This is a genomic window from Acidobacteriota bacterium, assembly GCA_021161905.1.
In the GTDB taxonomy this organism is placed as follows: Bacteria; Acidobacteriota; B3-B38; order Guanabaribacteriales; family JAGGZT01; genus JAGGZT01.
The window spans coordinates 1-18,805 of record JAGGZT010000015.1 but is presented as its reverse complement, the minus strand read 5'-3'; the positions used below and the strand labels follow the sequence as shown (position 1 = coordinate 18,805).

Genomic DNA, 18,805 nt, shown 5'->3' with positions numbered 1-18,805 from the left:
GTTGAAACCGGGAGAAGGGCGTAGGCATCTCGGTAGAAAACAGGGGAGAGGAGCAATGAGAAACATAGCAAGATATCTTTTAGTAATCTCCGCTATGATATTCTTCACCCTTATCGCCACGGTCAAAATCTACCCCGAACTTTCCCCCTTCCCCAAGATAAGCCAGTGGAACTACCATCAACTCAAGAGGATAGATAAAAGTAAAAGGGAGTTCTCCTTCGTCGTATTCGGCGATAATCGCGGTTCGGTAGAACTATTTCCAAAACTACTTAAGAAGGTAGACGAAGAAAACGCCCTTTTTGCCGTCCATAACGGAGATCTCGTTGACAACGGGGAAAAGGAGCGCTACCGGCTATTCATAAATCAGATAAAAAAGATGAATACTCCCTTGCTCATCGTCATCGGCAACCACGAGTTGAAGAAAAACGGCAGGGGGCTCTATTATGACCTCTTCGGAAGATTCTACTACTCCTTTACTGTCGGCGATAGTTACTTCATTCTCCTCGATAATGCTAATTGGAGGAACATCGACCCCTGGCAGATGGATTGGCTTAAGAAGGAGCTCGAAAAGAGCAAGGATTATCGCTACCGCTTTGTATTTATGCATGTCCCCCTATACGATCCGAGAAGGGGGGAGAACCAAAGGGGACATAGCCTTAAAGACCTCAACTTCGCAAAGAAGCTCAACGCCCTCCTTGATAGATACGAGATAACGATGCTCTTCGCCTCCCATATTCACGGCTATTACAAAGGGGTATGGGGAAAGACGCCCTACATCATAACCGGAGGTGCGGGGGCACCTTTAGAGGAAGATCGCAATCCAAAACATTACTTCTACCACTATATAAGGGTAACGGTGCGAGAGAACGGGGTCAACTATCAGGTGGTGAGGATCTCTCCTCCAAGATACGAGGCTTTGAGCAACTTCCTCTATGCGGTATGGATGAAAACTTACATCGCTCTCCGGAGAAACTTCTGGCAATCAATCGCAATATTCGTCTTAGCCTATCTGGTGATCTTTTCAAGGATGACGAGGAAGAGATAGACGGACGGGGACAAGCCCCGTCCCTACAAAGGATCTGAAATAGAGAGAAATTCCTTGTGGCTAATCCTCAACCCAAATAACGGAGAGGGATGAACCCTGCCCCTACGGAAAATTAAAGAATAAATGGCAGAAAGAGGTCTACCTTCCTCTATAAAGAAAAATGTAGGGACAGCCCTTGTGGCTGTCCGGAAAATACGGCGAATAATGGGGAAGGATAAACTCTGTGCCTATATAAGGCATAAGGGAGAGTAAAATGGCTAAAGGGGAGATAGATGAGTTTAAAGCGGAGAGGGAAAAACTGAACAAGATAGTGATGAAATACGCAGGGACACCTATCAAACGGTTCTACAGTCTTGATTCCCAGGTCTACCGCGAAGGAGCACTTCCCTCGAAGGTAAAGGAGATGCTTGGCCTCGTCGCCTCGTTCGTCCTACGGTGTAATGATTGCATCAAATACCACACCATCCGCTGTTATGAAGAGGGGGTAAGCGATGCCGAGTTTGAGGAGGTACTCACCATCGGCTTAATCGTTGGGGGCTCGATCACCATTCCCCATTTGAGGGTGGCTTTCTCCGCCTGGGACGAGCTGAAGGAAAAGGGGAGCATCACAGAGTAAATCGTTTTATTCCTCTCTCCTCTTCCTTGATGACCTTTTATATTTTCGGTAGAATTGATTGTATCTTCACTCAAAAACTATCTAAGAAAAGAGCTACCTCGATTGAGAAGGAGATAATTATGAAAACAAAAAAGAGCTTAAAGGAGAAGCTTAATAAAGAAGCGCAGATCGTCGATATACCACCGAAGATGGCAAAAAGGTTCGGGGAAGGGAAGATGCTTATCCCGAGACCCCTCGACATCGCCCAACTTATAAAGAATGTCCCTTCGGGAAAACTCATCACCCAAAGGGCGATCCGGGAGAAGCTCGCCAAGGAATCCAAGGTAACTGTGACCTGCCCCATAACCACCGGGATCTTCCTGAGGATGATCGCTGAGGCAGCGGAGGAAGAAAGAAGAGAAGGAGCAAAAGACATCACCCCCTACTGGCGAGTGGTGAAGGATGATGGCAGCTTGAACCCTAAATTTCCCGGCGGGGTGGAGGGACAACGCGCCTATCTTGAGAGAGAAGGACACAAGGTGATCGAGGGGAAAGGCAAAAAGCCCCCCAAGGTGGTGGATTTTGAGAGATATCTGGTGGAGCTTTGAGGAGTGGGCTCCCTCTTTTAAAAGGGGATTAGCAGGATATCCCTTGCAGTCGCCATCCGCAAACAGGACCAAATAAAAAAGAAAGGGTAACTCTTGTTCCTACAAGGCTTGAAATGTAGGGACAGCCTTTATGGCTGTCCGCAGAAGGGCAAACCTTACGCTGAGTTCATAAAGGTTTTGACCGAGGAGATCAAATCGGATATATTGATCCCAAGATGGCAAACAGCCAGGAGTAAGTAATGAGCGTCAAAACCTTCTTTCTTCGTTTTTTCGTTGTCTTTGCTATAGCCTTTGTCGTCAATCTGGTGGTGGTCTATCTCTGGGAGGGAGCGTTCAACTTCGAAAAAGCACTCTTCTTCGGGATAACCTTCGGTATTATCTTCCCCCTTGCCGAAGCTCTTGGGAAAAAGTCGAAGTAAGATTACCGCAGATTAGCTCTTCCTAAAGAGGGAGAAGAAGTCCGCTCCCGCATCAGGAAGAGTTAATACCTACTCGAGGGGAAGAAATAGTCCGAGCGCCAGACGGCAAGACGGTAATCCCCTGAGGGGAGGGTTATCCTTCCCAAAATCGGAGGAAGGGGTTTTCCTATCTCCTTTATCTTGGTAAATCCCACCTTGCTTTCTATCAACTTCTCTTCCGCTCCTCCCGGCTTTACCACCGCAAAATGGTGTCTCTTCGGATCTGGCTCACCTAAGAGTCGAAGCTCCGCACCCTCTTTCTTCAAGGCGTACCACACCTCGGGCCGTCCCCAGACTATGCTTCCCGGCGGGATAACCTCCTTGAGCGGTTCTACCACCTGATGTCTATAATCACGAGCCCGCCACTGATAGGCTAAAGCGAGGTATCTTCCTCCGATCCCCCCAGCTACTATGTTGCCAAAAAGGAGCAATAAGAAAAGAAAGACCCATCTCCTCCTCCACCTCGAGGCATCTTCGCTTGCGGAAACTAAAGCTGAGAGACACATCCCAAGAGCGATGACGAGTATGGATACGGGATGCAGGTAGTAATGACCCACCGTCTTCACCATAAGAAAAGCGTTGAAGAAGAAAAGGATGGCGAACAAGACGAGAAGAAGACGATAAAAGCGATTCTTGTCATTGAATTTAAGAAGTAAAAAGAACACCGCGATAGTGTAAGAAAGAAGAAGCAGAGGAACAAGGCGATAAGCCCTAAGGTAACGAAGAAACTCAGCAATGAGTCGAGAAAGAAGGCCACCGGTTACCAAATGCCCCTCCCCATGAAGGATAAACTGGTCGAAGAAGAACCGGGGGAAGAAATAAAGCCCATAGCCCACCCATAAAAGCGGAGGGATAGCGGCGGAGATAACGAAATAAAGCGAAGATTTCAACCTCCCCTCCCCTGTAGAAAAAAGAACGAGCACCCCTATACCGATCGCCCAGGAGAAAGCCACCGGATGGGTGATGATAGCGAGACCAACCATCAACCCCGATAGAGCGAGGAAAGAATACCTCTTTTCCTCGCGGAACCGAAGGTAAAAATAGAGCCCCAGCAAAGCAAAGAAGAGGCACTGGGCGTCCATCCTCCCAGAACGAGCTGTCTGGATGAACTTAGGTTCCAAGGCGAAGACAAGGGAAGAAAAAAGCGCTCCCAACCTGCTTCCAAAGAGCTTAAAGGTGATCAAGCCGATGAGAAAGACGACCCCTCCCCCGAAGATGAGCGGGGGGATCCGCGTCTGCCAGATGCCGAAGCCGAAGAACCGGTAAGAAATCGCGGTGATGAACGGTTGAAGAGGGGGTTGCCAAAAATACGCCCGTTCAAACCCCCGCTCCCCAGCAAAAACCGACGAGCGGAGGATGCCGTTTTCCACCAGCTCCTTCGCCGGATCGTTCAGGGTAACCTCGTCGAGCCAGACCACCGGACTTCGGGTAAGCCCAACAAGGTTCATTAGAAAAAAGGAAAAGGCGACAAGAAAAAGTAATAAGCTGATGTTCTCCCCTTTTCCTTGCATTTCTCAACCCTTTCAAAAAACTCCGCTATTTATCCCTTGGTTGACAGAGATAGGTGGGACCAAGGGTAAATAGCTGATGCCTGGTCAGTCGGGCTAACATCCCTCCGCGCCGGTAAGTCCAATCTTCAATAATGTCAAAGCCATAATCCTCTATAAACCGACGGAATCCCTTCAAAGAGAAAAAGCGAAGATGGGGATAATTATGTTCAGAAGATCCGGAAAACCAGTTTGTCGTAATAAAGGATTCGTTTTTGAGTAGCTTCAGCAAATTGCGCCAATGGAACTCGTTAGGCACATGGGTCAATAGGTACCCCTCAGGCTTAAGAACCCTTTTTATCTCTAAAATAGCGATTTCTGGGTGAACCAAATGCTCAAAGAAATCAGTTGCGATAACCAGATCAAAATAGCTATCCCTGAAGGGTAAACCTCTTTCTCCATCCCCTACCACTCCATAACCACCCCTCCTCTTGAGCAATTTGATCCCATCTAAATCAATATCTACCCCAAATTTCTTATCTCCTGCTATCGTGAGCAAAACTCCTCCTCCGGAACACCCAACCTCAAGCACCCTTTTGAATGAGCGACCTCGCAAACATTTTCGATAAAAAGAACCCATCCTATAAGCAGCTTCATCCATCCTCTCAGAATAATCCATCGTCACCCACCTCGTTGGAGATACAACATCAGAAAGCTCTTCTCTTCAAAGTTATCCCTTCTTCCAGAAAAAGAATTCTTTTTATATTAGCACAAAAGGGTGAGGAAATCGAGCGCCTCCTCATTCTCCTCAAGGATGGAGCAGTAGAGCTTGAGCAAGCTTCTCGTCTCTCTCCTTATCCCGTTACAGAAATAGCTCATTCTCTCTTTGTCAAACCCAGAAGGACCATAAAAATGATAGAAACAGGCACGACAAAGCCTGAATGCCCAGCAAGCAGAACAAAACTCATTTCTTATCTGAGTTACCTCCTCAAGGAGGCCTATAATCCTCTCCACATCGAAGCCGGAGCGGACATCACCTATCCTCAACCTCTCGATCCCGGCAACCTTCTCGCAGGGGAAAAAATCACCAGCTGAGGTCACAAAGCATTTCGTTGTCCCTGGGAGGCAAAAGCTACTGTAAGAAAGCAACCTGCCAGAGACATCGGTAAGCTCTCGGTTGTGGATCACCCTGAGGGTGTTACTGAAAAGAACCCGCACAAATCTTCCTTGTGGGTGGTTGAGGTTTCTATTATATACACCCTTTACGCACAATCTCTTGAACTTCTCCGCAAGCGACTTCGTCCCTTCGAGCCTTACCAGCTTATCCTTCAAAAGCCTATCCCAAATACCTCAACCATTGAAAAAAACAATCCCAATACCTATGGAGGAAAAAAGCGATTTAGCTCGATAAGGTAAAAACGGAAACCTTTAACCGGAGACTTATTGAAGGTATCACTTACCTTCCCCTGATAATCTCCGCCACACTTAATGAGTTCATAAATCCCCTCCCCCACCTGATATATTTTATTGCCGGTTGCTTCATAGACATAACATCTGCCACCGGCTTTGAACAGAGCTATTAGCCTCATATCTTTTAAAAGATTGAGGTTACACCAGGCGGCTAATTTTTAGTCAGTTAAATACTTATCCCCAATCGGCCGTCTTATCGCCTGCCCAATAGTTGAATTTCCCTGCTCTGGTAAGAGCAGGTTCATCCTCTACTTCGCAATCGCAATCACTACTGCCACAATGGCAGGAACAGATCGCCCTCTTCGTCGCCTTTCTTGGGCTTGCCTTGGCGAAGTTCTTCTCCGCAATCTCGAAAAGCTTAGCTCGTCCTCCATCTGATCCCTCCTCTCCCCCAGCACAACCCCTCTACTGCCTGCTTTCTATCAAAACAAGCCCATATCTTGAAATTATTACAAAAAATTTAGCAACTTATTGGTATAAAAAGATATAAAATAAAGGAGGGAAATTTTCCCTCCCTAGTATTATTATTCCCTATGCCTCCGGCGTCAGGGGAAGATACCCCGTTGGGCTATAGCGTTCGCTACCCTCTTCACCGCGATGGTGTAAGCGGCAGTGCGAAGGTCTACCTTTTCCTCCTCAGCTATCTTCCATACCTCCTCCAAGCTCCTCGTTATCCTCCTCTTCAGGTTGGTGTTAACCTCCTCGAGGTCCCAGAAGAAACTCTGAGTGCTCTGAACCCACTCGAAGTAAGAAACAATCACCCCTCCACTGTTCGCCAGGATGTCAGGCACAACGATCACTCCTTTATCGCGAAGGATATCACTCGCCTTAGGAGTAACCGGCGCATTCGCCCCCTCGATGATAAACTTCGCCTTTACCTTATCCGCATTTTCCTCGGTGATCTGATTCTCGATAGCAGCCAGGACAAGGACATCGACATCAAGCAGGAGAAGCTCGGGATTGGAGATGGAATCCGCCTCTCCTTGGAACCCCTTAAGAAGTTTCTCCTCGGATTTAGCCAGGTAGTCGTTTACCGCCGAAAGGTCCAAGCCGTTCGGGTTGTAAAAGGCGGCACTTACATCACTTATTCCCACTACTTTACAGCCAGCTTCAGCAAGGAGGTTTGCTGCTACCGATCCCACATTGCCGTATCCCTGAACCGCCACCCTCGTCCCCTCGATATTCTTTCCCAGCTTCCTTAGCAGATGAAGGGTAACCTCGGTCACTCCTCTTCCAGTTGCCTCTTTCCGCCCGAGCGAGCCGCCGAGATCGATCGGCTTTCCGGTTACGATATCGAACACCGTCCTTCCCTCGAGCATACTGACGGTGTCCATTATCCAGCTCATAATCTCCTCGTTGGTACCAACATCAGGGGCAGGGATATCACGACGGCCGCCAAGGATGGGCATTATCATCACCGTATAACGCCGGGTAAGCTTTCTTATCTCATCCTTGGACAGCCTTAGAGGATCACAAACCACCCCACCCTTTGCCCCGCCAAAGGGGATGTTGACCAAGGCACATTTCCAAGTCATCAAGGCAGCCAACGCTTTTATCTCATCAAGGGTACATTCGGGATGGTACCTGATCCCTCCCTTACAAGGACCGCGTGCGCTCGAATGCTGAACCCTAAAACCGGTGAAGACCTCAATATGACCGTCGTCCATTATCACCGGGACAGCCACCGTCAACTCCCGCTCCGGCTTCCGTAAAACGGCGTGGATCCCCGGATCGAGCCCGATCATCTCTGCTACCCGATCAAACCGCTTCATTACCATTTCATAGAGGCTCGTTTCCGAATTTTCTCTTTTAGCTTTGCTTACTTTATTCATAATATCATTGCCTCCTTAATAAAACGAGCTTTCGCTCAAGATGATTTTATCTAACTCCAAATAACCAATTCTTCAATATTTTACCATAACATCCTCCAAAAAAACAATAAAACCAATCCCTCTCTCCCAGTTGATAATATGAGCCAACTTTCTCCCAATTTCAACCCTTATTTCCTATCTTGGAAAGCAAGCGGGGAAGAGAAAATAAAGCCCCGGAGAACTCCGGGGCTTCTTAGGCAGCAAGAAAGGCTCTTATCTTCCCCCTACCCCTAAGTGGTCCTCGAAGTAACGGGCGATACGCTTCATCAGATCAGGAAGATCGGGATCATGTAGGGTCATCATATGGTTGTCCCGGGGGTAGATCATCAGATCGAAATACTTCCCGTTGTCTATGAATTCCTGAATCATCCACACCGTATCCTGGAAGAAGACATTTATATCCTGCATCCCGTGAACGAGGAGTAAGTTCCCTTTGAAGCCCTTAGCGTGGAAGCGGGGAGAGGTCTTCCGATAGACCTTTTCATTATCATCCTCTTTGGGCCTTCCCAGTCGCTGGGAGGTGTAGCTATCCCAATAGTTGTGCCAGTCGGTTACCGGCTTCCAGGCAACGCCGGTGTTGAACACCCCGGGATGGTCACACATCACCATCAGGGTAAGGAAACCACCATAGCTACCGCCCCAGATGCCCAGCCTGTCTCCATCGATATAGGGGAGGCTCCTTAGATAATTGGCACAACTCACCGCCTCCTTGGCATCCACGATGCCGAGCCGTTTATAGTAGCCGTAATGGAAATCCTTCCCATAGCCCACACTTCCCCGGAAATCTACCCGAACGATAATATAGCCCATCTCAGTAGTCATATAGAAATCAAGCGGGTTATACCGAACCCATCCATTCTTCCCGATGTTGGCATAAACACAGGAGAGGACCGCAGGGTACTCCTTCCTCTTATCAAAGTTTTTAGGGAATAGGATGTATCCGTATATTGTCCTCCCATCCTCTTCGTTCTTGAAGGTGAAGTAATGGGGCTTTACCTTTTCCATCTCGTCAAAGGCAGGAAGCGGTGAGTGGGTAAGCGGTTTCATCTTCCCTTGTTTTCCAAGCAGGTAGAGATCGTTCGGCGAGGTAACGCTTGAATAATCGAAAGTGATGAGCCTCCCATCAGGCGAAGGAAACTCGCGATAGGTCCCGGGAACACGGGAGAGCCTCTTCTTCCTCATATCGGTAAGAGAAAGAGAAAATAGGTGGCGCTCCAGGGGATGGACCTCGCTCGAAGTATAGATGATCCTATCCCCCTTGGGACAAACGGTGAAGGAGAGAACATCGAAGGTGCCCTTCGTTAACTGCTTCACCTCACCAGTGGCAAGAGAAAGGGCGTAGAGATGGCGGAAACCACTTTTCTCTGAGGTGAAAAAGAGGGTTTTCCCATCCCCGTTTGGCTCGGTCTCGATCGTCCAGAACCAAGGCTTCTGCTCCTCCTGATAGACGACCTTCTTCTTCCCCTTCTTCGGATCGATGAGATAAACCTTCCATTTCTGCCAGCTTTTATCATTCCAGTTAAAAACAAGCGCTGAGCTATCGGGAAGCCATTCCCAATCCCTTAGATAATAGCGGTTGTCTCCAAAATCCACCCACTTCATCAAACCGCCAGAAGCGGGGATGAAGCCGAGCCGGGAAATGGGAAGGGGCTCTCCTACATTCTGCCTTCTCACCTTCCTCACCTTCACCTCCTTGGGGTAATAATCAGGGACATTGACCTTCTTCCACATACTGCGATCGACCACGAAGCAAGCGATCCATTTCCCATCCGGGGAGATGAGGTAGTCATCGATCGTCCCCTTCCCCCGAGGGAGGGTGGTCAGCTGGATAAGTTCTCCTTTTTCCAGATCGAAGCGGTAGAGATTCCCCCCTTTGATGTAAGCGATGCCCTTCCCGTCGGGGAAGAAGCGGGCGTTTCCCTCGCCCTCGAGGCTCCTTATCACTGGTTTCACCTTTCCCCCTTCCCTCGCCTCCACCAGATATATATCTCCGCGATAGGTGAAGACTATCCTTGAGCCATCGGGAGAGAAATTGAAGCCGCTTATCCCTCGGTCAAGGAGTTCCGCCTCCTTCTTTTCTTCCTCCGTCCTCTTATCCTCCTCCATCTTGAGCTTGGGGAATTTCTTCATTTCGGTCAGCCGTACCCTCTTTCTTCCGGGAAAGGTGATGAGGTAAAGGTCCAAGAAACGCTCCCCTTTCTCGTTCCAGAGGAAGGCGAGTTTCCTCCCATCCTTCGACCACTTGATGGAGGAGGGAGCGGTACCCCAGATGAAGGGACGAGAGAACCGCTTCTCGATGGTAAGTTTTCCTTTGAGAGGTGTCCTGACAAACTTATCGGCGGCGATCGCCCCCGAGGCAAGGAACAAAACGAGAACGGTTAAGATAATCCAACCCCTTTTTGCCATTATCCCCTCTCCTTTTATAAGATTGATCATCCACCTCTTACCCAAAGTTAACAAAAAGGGGGAAAGGGTTCAATGAGTTTATCGTAGGATATCGGTTCCAATTTCCCTCCATTGGGGCTAAAATCTACAGAGGAGCGAAAGAGATGGAGCAAAAAAGTAAGCACTCAGCAAGGGATCTCTTCTTCTCCTTCTTAAGGCTTGGGCTCACCGCCTTTGGCGGTCCGGCAATAATCGCCTATATCCGCGAGCTTTCGGTGGAGAAAAAGGGGTGGCTCTCTTCGGATGAATTCGCCGACGGGATATCCCTCTGCCAGACAATACCCGGGGCAACTGCGATGCAAGTTTCCGCTTATATAGGGCTCAAGGCAAGGGGAATCCTTGGTGCTCTTTCAAGCTTCATCGGATTTGGCTCGCCCAGTTTCTTCTTCATTCTCGGTCTCACCATCCTCTACGCCAAGTCGCGATCTCTTCCTGCTTTTTCCTCACTTTTCGCCGGGCTCAAGGTCGTGGTAGTGGCACTGGTGGCAAACGCCTTTTTCTCTCTCCTAAGATCGTACCTCAAAGAAAGAAGGGACATCATACCAGCAGTCTTTGCCTTCCTTCTTTTCTTCTTCGGGATAAATCCCTTCTTAACCATCATCCTCTCCGGGATTATGGGGATCATTATCTATCAGGGAAAAAACCGGAAGGAGTCTCCTCACTTTACCCCCCATCGCCTTCCAAAGGTGAAGGGTGGCTTGAAACCCGGCTTCATTTTGACGTTTCTTTTCCTTCTGGGAATATCCTTATTGTTTCTTATCGACGAGGAGCTCGCCTCCCTCTCCCTGATTATGGCTAAGATAGATCTCTTCGCTATGGGAGGAGGTTATACCTCGGTGCCTCTAATGCTCAACGAAGTGGTTGGAAAGAAGCGCCTTCTTGACGGTGCCACCTTTATGGATGGGATCGCTTTAGGGCAGGTGACGCCAGGTCCCATCGTCATCACCGCCACCTTCGTGGGCTATCTTCTCTACGGTCTCGCTGGCGCCTTAGTGGGCACGGTGAGCGTGTTCAGCCCCTCCTTCATCATCCTTATCACCATCGCCCCCTACTTCGAAAGACTGAAACGCTCTCTCCTATTTCGCCGGATGATGCGGGGGGTGCTCGCTTCGTTCATCGGTCTCCTCCTCTTTGCAGTGGTTAAGTTCGCCTCTTTCATCCCCTGGGATATCCCCCGGGTCATTCTTCTTTCAGGTGCTCTGGTCGCCTTACTTCTCAAGGTGGATATATTACTGGTTGTAGTTCTTGGAACTGCAGTCTCCTTTTTCATCCTCAATCCGTAAAAGGGCTTTATCTCAACTATTAGTCATCATATAATTTATTTAAGGGGATATCCTATGATCGGCTGGTTCGTCAAGGTGTTCCTCTCAAATGATAAGGCGATGGGGGTCCTCTGGACGATCGTCCTCAATCTCTTCATCCTCGCCTCCCTCATTTATCACAAGAAGTATCCCGGCTACGAGGGGTTTATCATCGGTAAGGAGGAGAAGATATACTCGAACCAGGAGATCCTATCCCGCCATTTCCGGGTGAAAACGCTTACTGGAGAAGTGATAACCATTGAAACCAATGTGATAAGATGGGCGGTACAGCGAATCGGTGACTATGTAAAAAAGGAAAAGGGGTTTACCAAAAAACTGGTCTTCATCCCCGACCGAGACCCCACCTCGGTGAAGAGAAGATGGGGTATAACCGACGGCAGAGAGGTAATCAAACGGATAAAACTTGAAGAGAAGCTGTTAAAGAAACTCCAACAGAAATATGGCTTTACCCCACCGGGAAAAGGGTTGAGATATCCCTGAGGTTTACCCCTTCCTTCTCATAATGAAGGAGGCGAAACGGCGAGGATAGACCCTTCCATACATCGAGCAGGAGAACCTAAATCTCCGCTCATCCTCGATAACGAAAAAGGGAGCAAAGAGAGAGGCTATCTCCTCAGGGGTTCTTACCCGGGTACGGATGCCGTTTTTCGGATCGATGAGGATCCCCTTCGCTCCTTCTGGTGAGGTAGCAAGCAAAGAAGCGTAATAAGGGTCTTCCCTGAGGAAGAAGTAGATGAGGAAATATCCTCCCTTCCTCATCGTTCTTGCCAACTCAGCGGCATATCCGTGGGCGAGATCGTCGATGAGAAGATTATCAAGCACGGTGATATCGAGGGCGAGATCGAAGGAGGAAGCGGGAAAGGGAAGAGGTTCGGCAATGCTTTTCCGATAGAGAAACACCCTTTCTGAAAAACCTCGCTTTTCAGCCTCAACCCGGAAATCGGAAAGCGCCTTCTCCACTATATCGAGCCCATATACTGAGAAGCCGAGCTTAAGAAAGGGAAAGGCATTTCTCCCCTTCCCACAACCGACATCAAGAACCCGTCCTTTGAAGGGGAAAGCTTTCTCCCTTAAAAAGTCGATGAAATAAGAAACCGCCCTCGCCGGTTTCAGGCGCTTCGAGGTAGGTATGCCCTTCAGCTCCTCATACTCCCTCCGCCAGGCACGATATTGCTCAATATGAATATCAATCAACTCGTCCATTAGATTTCCCTGTCCAAAGGTGAAGATGGGTCCTTTCGTCCTTATTGAAATTATATCACAAAAGGCTTACCGCATCGGCAACCAGAAAAACCGCTTTAAAACCATCTTGAGGAAGCTATGCTCTGGATGCCCTGATCCAGATAAAAAAGGGGAAACAGCTGAAATCTATCGCAAAACAGGACTTCTTGCGTTATAATGAGTGGCTCTTTTATTAAACTATCTTGTGAAGAAAGGAGTAGTTCGAAATGAAAAAGCTCTTCATAAGCCTGATGATAGCTGTTTCTACCCTTTTCCTAATTATACCTCTCGGAATGGGGGACGATTGGGAATACTGGCAGAGGTTGAGCCTGACCATCCCGGTATCGGAGAGACTATCTATCGGCATTACTCCCACTGAACTTCGCTTCCATCATGCGAACGACCTCTATCATGTAAGGATCTACCTCGGAGGAAGCTACAAGGTATCAGACAACTTTTCAGCCGGGATCTACTACAGCCGTAAGACCGTGGAGAAAGGGGGCGGCTGGCAGGGGGAAAACATCCTCTATTTTGATGCGGTGCCAAAGGTAAAACTCGGCGATTTTGCTTTGAGCAACCGCTTCCGGGTAGGACGGCTTTTTGCCACCAGCTCCTTCGAGATAAGGAACCTCACCAAGCTCGCCCATCCGAAAATCCTTTGGGGTAGAAAGTTCACCCTGTTTGTAGCGGATGAGATCTTCTACTATACTAAGGGTACCGGATTCAAGGAAAACAGGTTCTATCTTGGAGGAAGTACCGCTTTAGGAAAGGGTTTTTCCCTTGAGCTATCCTACCTCTTCAAGTATGTAAAGAAGGGGGATAACTGGGAGCGGTTCCATATAATAATAAGCAATATAAAATATAGCTTCTAAGGAGATGAAGATGCGGAGGGCAACGATTTTATATCTGAGCCTCTTCCTTCTTCTCTCTTTCCTTCCTTCCTGCGGGAAGAAGGAAGCTAATTTTGAGAAAAAAATCGTTCATCTTCGTCTCGCCACCACCACCTCGCTCAACGACTCCGGTCTTCTCGATGTCATCCTCCCCCCATTTGAAAGGGATCTTGGGGTAAAAGTGGATGTTATCTCGGTGGGAACGGGAAAAGCACTTAAACTCGGGGAAAACGGAGATGTGGATGTCGTCATCGTCCACGCCCCGAAAGCGGAGAAGGAGTTTATAAAGAATGGCTTCGGGGTGAACCGGCGGAAGCTGATGCGGAACGACTTCCTCATCCTCGGACCAAAGGAAAACCCTGCCGGAATAAAGGGGAAAGACGCGGTCAAAGCCTTCAGGATGATCAGCGAGAATAAAGCCACCTTCATCTCCCGGGGTGATGATTCCGGCAGCCATAAGAAGGAAAAATCGTTGTGGAAAAAGGCGGGGATCACCCCTAAGGGAGATTGGTATTTGGAGGCAGGGCAAGGGATGGGAGCAACCCTGATGATGGCTGATGAGAAAAAGGCTTATGTCCTCTGCGATCGGGGAACATATTTAGCTTATCGGGATAGGATCTCACTTATCCCCCTGGTGCAAGGAGACCCCAAGCTCATCAATCGCTACTCAGTCATCGCGGTAAACCCCTGCCTCCATCCTGAGGTCAACTATGTCTATGCAATGGCTTTCATCGGTTGGATCACCTCGCCCAAATGCCAGAAGATGATCGGAGAGTTCAAGGTTAAGGGCGAGGTCTTATTCCATCCAACAGCCTGTGAGAAATAGGCTCGTAAGATGGAGTTTATAGCTGAGGGGATAAAAAACGCCTTTTCCCTCATAATCGGGCTCGACAGGGAGATGGTGGCGATCGTCTTTCTCTCTCTTAAGGTATCCACCCTTGCCACCACGATCGCCACCATCATCTCCGTTCCGATAGCGTTTACCATCGCCCTTCGCGAATTCACCGGAAAGAGGCTTCTCATCACCCTCATCAACACCCTGATGTCCCTTCCCACGGTGGTAATCGGGCTCCTCCTCTACTCCTTCCTCTCCCGAAGGGGACCACTTGGCTTCACCAACCTCCTTTATACCCCGTGGGCGATGGTCATCGGACAGGCGATCTTAGCCTTTCCTTTGATCACCGGTTTTTCCCTTTCCGCTATACGGGGGGCGGACCCACGGATAAAAGAGACTGTTCTCGCTCTCGGCGGAGGTGATATGCGGGTGGCGATCGGAATAGGTTTGGAAGAGCGATTTGCCCTCCTTGCTGCCATCGCCGCCGGTTTTGGCAGGGTATTCTCCGAGGTGGGAATATCGATGATGGTGGGAGGAAACATCCGCTGGTATACGAGAAACATCACCACCGCCATTGCTCTCGAGACGGGAAAAGGGGAGTTCGCCTTAGGCATCGCCTTGGGCATCATTCTACTTCTCACCGCCTTCGTCATAAACTTTCTCCTCCGCTACCTCGAGGGGAAGAGGTAGATGGGAAGCTCGATCTTAGCCTTTAAAAACTTAAAAAAGCACTATTCCCCTCGATTCTCCCTTGAAATCGACGACCTCATATTTGAGGGAGGAAAGATATACGCCGTCGTCGGTCCTAACGGCTCCGGGAAAACCACCCTTCTCAAATTGGGCGCTCTCCTCATCCCCCCCGATGAAGGACATATATATCTCTTCGGAGAGGATATATACCGAGTACCAGCGGGGAAACGAACGAAATTAAGGCAAAAAATATCGTTCCTCCACGAAGAACCCTATCTATTTCGGGGAACGGTCTTCGACAATGTCGTCTATGGCCTTCGCATCCGGGGGATGAAGAAAAAGGAGATGAAAAAAAAGATCCTCCCTATCCTCTCAGCACTGGGCATCTCCCCCCTCGTCAATAAGAAGGCGAGGGAGCTCTCCGCAGGGGAGAGAAAAAGGGTGGCACTCGCCCGGGCAGTGATCATTGAGCCTTCCCTTCTCCTCCTCGATGAGCCGATGGCGAACATAGACAGAGGAAATATCGGGCTGGTAGAAAAATTCATCAGAGGATTGAAAGAGCAGGGGGTGACGGTCATTCTCTCCACCCACGATCTCTCTCAAGCCTACCGGCTATCCGACGAGATCATATCTCTCAAGGATGGTAAGATGGGAAGGTTCATCCCGGATAACCTGCTCGTCGGCGAGGGAGTAATTGAGGGGGAAGAGATGTTTCTCGCCCTGCCTACTGGCACGAGAATTGCCCTCAGCGGGGAAAAAAGAGAGGGTAAGCTCCTTATATCCATTTCCCCCCGGGAGATCATCCTCTCAAAAAAGCCCCTTGACTCAAGTGCAAGGAACTCCTTCCTGGGGAGGGTAACGAAGCTGATCGAAGAGGGGGAAGAGGTGAGGGTAGTCCTCGATGTCTCCGGTATCGAGTTCACCTCAATCATCACCAAGCGGTCCTACCATCAACTCGGGATCAAGATCGGCTCTAAGATGTACCTCACCTTCAAAGCCTCGGCGGTAAGAATCTTATGATTCTGGCAGAAAGGGACTATTTCGCTCAATTTATATGCTAAAATTTGAGATGCTATGGGAAAATCGGTTATCGCGGTGATCGATGGCCTCGGCGGAGGGATAGGGTGCGCCATTATAAAAGCACTCAAGGGAACCTTAGGCGAAGAGGTGGAGATACTCGCCTTGGGAACCAACGCTACCGCCACCCAGGCAATGCTTAAAGCAGGGGGAGATAAAGGAGCTTCAGGAGAAAACGCTATCGTCCTCAACTCGAGAAATGTCGATATCATCGTGGGTACCTTAGGCATAGTCCTTGCCAATTCGATGCTTGGTGAGATCACCCCCAAGATGGCGGAGGCAATAACCTCCTCAAAGGCGGTAAAATTCCTCATCCCGATGAAAAACCTATGCCGGGTTTCCATCGTCGGGGAAAGCAAGGAACCCATTCCCAAGCTTATCGAAGAGCTGGTATCCGAGGTCCGGCGATATCTCAAAGAGGGTGAAGTCTCCCCTTGACAGGAGAGGGTAAGAAAGATACAATCCCCTTCGGGAATTAAGGGGAGGAACCCCTTAGGGTAAGCCGAAGCTGAGAAGCGAGTAATAAAAAGCCACGAAGGCTTAATCCTCCGAACGAATTCGGAGAAGAAGCCTCGTGGCTTTTATTTGTTCAAAAAAAGAAGGAGATGGTGCTATGCGAAAAAAGGCGGTTATTCTACTATTCCTTATTCTTACCGTTCCCCTCTTCCTTCTCAGGGGAGAGGAACCTAACGATGGACAAAAGAAGAAAATTAAGATCAGCGAAACGATCGTGGTAACCGCCAAAGCGGAGAGTGATATCCAGAACCCGGCAACCACTACCATATCCCCTGCTGAGATCAAACTCCCTCAGCTGAGCCAGACGGTAGCTGGCCTCCTCGAAGGAGTAGCTGGGGTGACAATTTCCCGTCAGGGGGTAATTGGCGGTACAACCTCTGCAGTGGGGGGTCCCGGAGCGATCCAGATTCGGGGGTTCAACGAATCCCGTTCCCTGATTATGGTTGATGGTCGTCCAATAGGAGGTGCTGGTGTTTACGGCGGTTTTTTCGTCGATTTCTCAACCATCCCCAATGAAGGAATAGCACGGATAGAGGTCATCCGCGGGGCGGGTTCCGCCAAATATGGAAGCACTTTAGGGGGAATGATAAACATCGTCACCAAGGAGGGAAGCGAGATCCCCCACTTCTCCTTTGCTTCCTCCTTAGGGGTAATCACCGACGGGAAAAGGAAGAGCGGACACTACCTCCTAACCCACTCCTACCATTTAGGAGGAATTTACTACTTCCTCTCCTTAGGGAAAAGGACTGCTGATCCTTACCTCCGAAACAACGACTTTTCTGCTGAAAGCTTCTTCGGTAAAGCAAGCACCACCCTGTTCTCCGACCTCCATCTCTCCTTCTCCACCTCCTTCAGTCGTATCAAACGAGGGTTTATCATTACGAATAGGTGCTCGATCGATCCTCATTCCCCATTATTCAACGAACCGCTCGATCCCTCCTTCCCGGCGGCGAGTGGCGATTGGTTCGCCGGGGTGAACCTTCTCCCCGGCTACTCGGTAGGAGATGGAAGCTATTACAAAATGCGGGCGGGAAGATACGATCTCATCGCGAGCAAGCCTATCGGAGAGAAGAACCTGGTGAACCTCCATCTATATATGAACCGGGCAGATAGAGAGGAGCATTACTTCGACAGCTCAAGTGATAAAAATTTGATACTCGAGCGGACGATAAAGGTTGACAGAAGTTCCGGCTTAATCGGGAGCGTAAGTACGGAGCTTAGAAAGGGATACAGCATCGAGTGGGGGGGCGAAGGAAGGTGGCTCACCTACGATGGGGTAGGAGAGACAACCGCAAACCCCAAATACTTCCCTGCTTGGGCGCTTCCTCGGAATTATGAGGACTATTCGCTCATCCGCATATTCTCCGGCTTCGTTCAGGGGAATTTCTCCCTTACCCCGAAGCTCATTTTTGGCGCTGGTCTCCGCTACGATTATTATCGAGCGGTCCCGGTTGGCTACCTCGGGAACATCCTCACCAGAAGCGGTATAAGCCCTAAGCTTATTTTGCGGTATGGCCTTTCCTCTTCCCTATCCTCTTACTTCACGGTAAATCGGGCTCTCCGCTTTCCTCTGATCCCCGAGTTCTACTGGTGGAACAACGGGTATCAAACAGGGCGTGATCTCCTTCCTGAATCGGGTCTTCATTACGAAGGGGGGGTCTCTAAGGACTTCGGCGATAAGGGAAAGCTCCGCTTCTCCCTCTATCACTACCGCGTTTCGGATTACATCCGGACGATCTTCGGCTATAGACCAAGTCGGGTGGTCTACAACATCGACCGGGCAGAGTTTACCGGAGCCGAGCTTGAAGGAAGCCTAAAACCCTTCTCCTCGCTCATCCTATCCGGAAGTTATAGCTGGCTCAAGACGAAGAAGATGGGAGACATCCTCGATACGACGAACGAGCTGAGCGACGAGCTGGTAGAGCTACCTAACCATCAGCTTTTCCTTCGGGCGTTTCTCGATCTTCCCCGGGACATCTTTCTTTCTTTTTCCCTTCGGTTTGTTGGTGAACGGAAGGTGGTAGCGGGGAATCTGGCGGTACCCGGTGGTGCCGAGCTTCTTTCCCTTAAGAGCTACACCCTGATAAATATCCGGGCGAATTATCCTCTCTTCGTTTTCAAGGGGATGCGGGGGGTTTTATCCGGCTCGGTGGAGAACATCGCTAATACGCGTTATGAGGAGCTATTTGGCTTCCCGATGCCGGGGCGCAGGCTCGTAATAAGTTTCAGGTTTGAGCGTTGAGTTTTGCGCTTTACTCTTCTCCCGGGGGTGGGC

19 protein-coding genes are annotated in these 18,805 nt (G+C 49.4%); 12 read left to right on the top strand and 7 right to left on the bottom strand.

What is annotated here, in order from left to right:
- The first annotated feature begins 55 nt into the window (after positions 1–55).
- From J7L64_02930 to J7L64_02915, 4 genes are all read left to right on the top strand, one after another.
- A complete protein-coding gene (locus J7L64_02930; protein ID MCD6451307.1) occupies positions 56–1,045 on the top strand; it encodes a metallophosphoesterase in 990 nt (329 codons plus the stop codon).
- Positions 1,046–1,298: 253 nt separating this feature from the next.
- Positions 1,299–1,661: a carboxymuconolactone decarboxylase family protein gene (locus tag J7L64_02925; protein MCD6451306.1), complete on the top strand. Its 363-nt coding sequence runs from the start codon at positions 1,299–1,301 to the stop codon at positions 1,659–1,661.
- A gap of 119 nt (positions 1,662–1,780) precedes the next feature.
- Positions 1,781–2,248: an MGMT family protein gene (locus J7L64_02920; protein ID MCD6451305.1), complete on the top strand. Its 468-nt coding sequence runs from the start codon at positions 1,781–1,783 to the stop codon at positions 2,246–2,248.
- A gap of 239 nt (positions 2,249–2,487) precedes the next feature.
- Positions 2,488–2,667 carry a hypothetical protein gene (locus J7L64_02915; protein MCD6451304.1) on the top strand — a complete coding sequence of 60 codons (180 nt, stop codon included), beginning with the start codon at positions 2,488–2,490 and terminating at the stop codon, positions 2,665–2,667.
- A 62-nt stretch (positions 2,668–2,729) separates the two neighbouring features.
- Here J7L64_02915 and J7L64_02910 read toward each other — a convergent pair whose 3' ends face one another.
- From J7L64_02910 to J7L64_02885, 6 genes are all read right to left on the bottom strand, one after another.
- On the bottom strand, positions 2,730–4,217 hold the full coding sequence (locus J7L64_02910) for a glycosyltransferase family 39 protein (protein ID MCD6451303.1): 1,488 nt from the start codon (positions 4,215–4,217) through the stop codon (positions 2,730–2,732).
- A 25-nt stretch (positions 4,218–4,242) separates the two neighbouring features.
- The gene (locus J7L64_02905) at positions 4,243–4,872 is read right to left on the bottom strand and encodes a methyltransferase domain-containing protein (GenBank protein MCD6451302.1); all 630 of its coding nucleotides are present in this window, start codon (positions 4,870–4,872) and stop codon (positions 4,243–4,245) included.
- 86 nt (positions 4,873–4,958) lie between these two features.
- Positions 4,959–5,525: an SPASM domain-containing protein gene (locus tag J7L64_02900; protein ID MCD6451301.1), complete on the bottom strand. Its 567-nt coding sequence runs from the start codon at positions 5,523–5,525 to the stop codon at positions 4,959–4,961.
- 47 nt (positions 5,526–5,572) lie between these two features.
- Positions 5,573–5,782, bottom strand: coding sequence for a hypothetical protein (locus J7L64_02895; protein ID MCD6451300.1), 210 nt, complete (start codon positions 5,780–5,782; stop codon positions 5,573–5,575).
- Positions 5,783–6,208: 426 nt separating this feature from the next.
- Positions 6,209–7,495 carry a Glu/Leu/Phe/Val dehydrogenase gene (locus J7L64_02890; protein MCD6451299.1) on the bottom strand — a complete coding sequence of 429 codons (1,287 nt, stop codon included), beginning with the start codon at positions 7,493–7,495 and terminating at the stop codon, positions 6,209–6,211.
- Positions 7,496–7,747: 252 nt separating this feature from the next.
- On the bottom strand, positions 7,748–9,940 hold the full coding sequence (locus J7L64_02885; GenBank protein MCD6451298.1) for a prolyl oligopeptidase family serine peptidase: 2,193 nt from the start codon (positions 9,938–9,940) through the stop codon (positions 7,748–7,750).
- A gap of 143 nt (positions 9,941–10,083) precedes the next feature.
- Here J7L64_02885 and chrA point away from each other — a divergent pair, with 143 nt between their 5' ends.
- Together chrA and J7L64_02875 are read left to right on the top strand one after the other, a co-directional pair.
- Entirely contained in the window at positions 10,084–11,262 is a 1,179-nt protein-coding gene (gene chrA / locus J7L64_02880) for a chromate efflux transporter (GenBank protein ID MCD6451297.1), read from the top strand.
- A gap of 54 nt (positions 11,263–11,316) precedes the next feature.
- Positions 11,317–11,781 carry a hypothetical protein gene (locus tag J7L64_02875; protein ID MCD6451296.1) on the top strand — a complete coding sequence of 155 codons (465 nt, stop codon included), beginning with the start codon at positions 11,317–11,319 and terminating at the stop codon, positions 11,779–11,781.
- A 3-nt stretch (positions 11,782–11,784) separates the two neighbouring features.
- Here the strand turns inward: J7L64_02875 and J7L64_02870 are convergent, their stop codons facing one another.
- A complete protein-coding gene (locus J7L64_02870; GenBank protein ID MCD6451295.1) occupies positions 11,785–12,504 on the bottom strand; it encodes a methyltransferase domain-containing protein in 720 nt (239 codons plus the stop codon).
- A 245-nt stretch (positions 12,505–12,749) separates the two neighbouring features.
- Here J7L64_02870 and J7L64_02865 point away from each other — a divergent pair, with 245 nt between their 5' ends.
- The 6 genes from J7L64_02865 to J7L64_02840 all read left to right on the top strand — a co-directional run bounded on the left by J7L64_02865 (position 12,750) and on the right by J7L64_02840 (position 18,772).
- Positions 12,750–13,394 carry a DUF2490 domain-containing protein gene (locus J7L64_02865; protein ID MCD6451294.1) on the top strand — a complete coding sequence of 215 codons (645 nt, stop codon included), beginning with the start codon at positions 12,750–12,752 and terminating at the stop codon, positions 13,392–13,394.
- 10 nt (positions 13,395–13,404) lie between these two features.
- Positions 13,405–14,238 (top strand): substrate-binding domain-containing protein, encoded by an 834-nt coding sequence (locus J7L64_02860; GenBank protein ID MCD6451293.1) that lies wholly within the window; start codon positions 13,405–13,407, stop codon positions 14,236–14,238.
- 9 nt (positions 14,239–14,247) lie between these two features.
- Entirely contained in the window at positions 14,248–14,937 is a 690-nt protein-coding gene (locus J7L64_02855; GenBank protein ID MCD6451292.1) for an ABC transporter permease, read from the top strand.
- A complete protein-coding gene (locus tag J7L64_02850; protein MCD6451291.1) occupies positions 14,938–15,957 on the top strand; it encodes an ATP-binding cassette domain-containing protein in 1,020 nt (339 codons plus the stop codon).
- A 54-nt stretch (positions 15,958–16,011) separates the two neighbouring features.
- The gene (locus tag J7L64_02845) at positions 16,012–16,452 is read left to right on the top strand and encodes a DUF3842 family protein (protein MCD6451290.1); all 441 of its coding nucleotides are present in this window, start codon (positions 16,012–16,014) and stop codon (positions 16,450–16,452) included.
- A gap of 175 nt (positions 16,453–16,627) precedes the next feature.
- A complete protein-coding gene (locus J7L64_02840) occupies positions 16,628–18,772 on the top strand; it encodes a TonB-dependent receptor (GenBank protein MCD6451289.1) in 2,145 nt (714 codons plus the stop codon).
- Positions 18,773–18,805 lie beyond the last annotated feature (33 nt).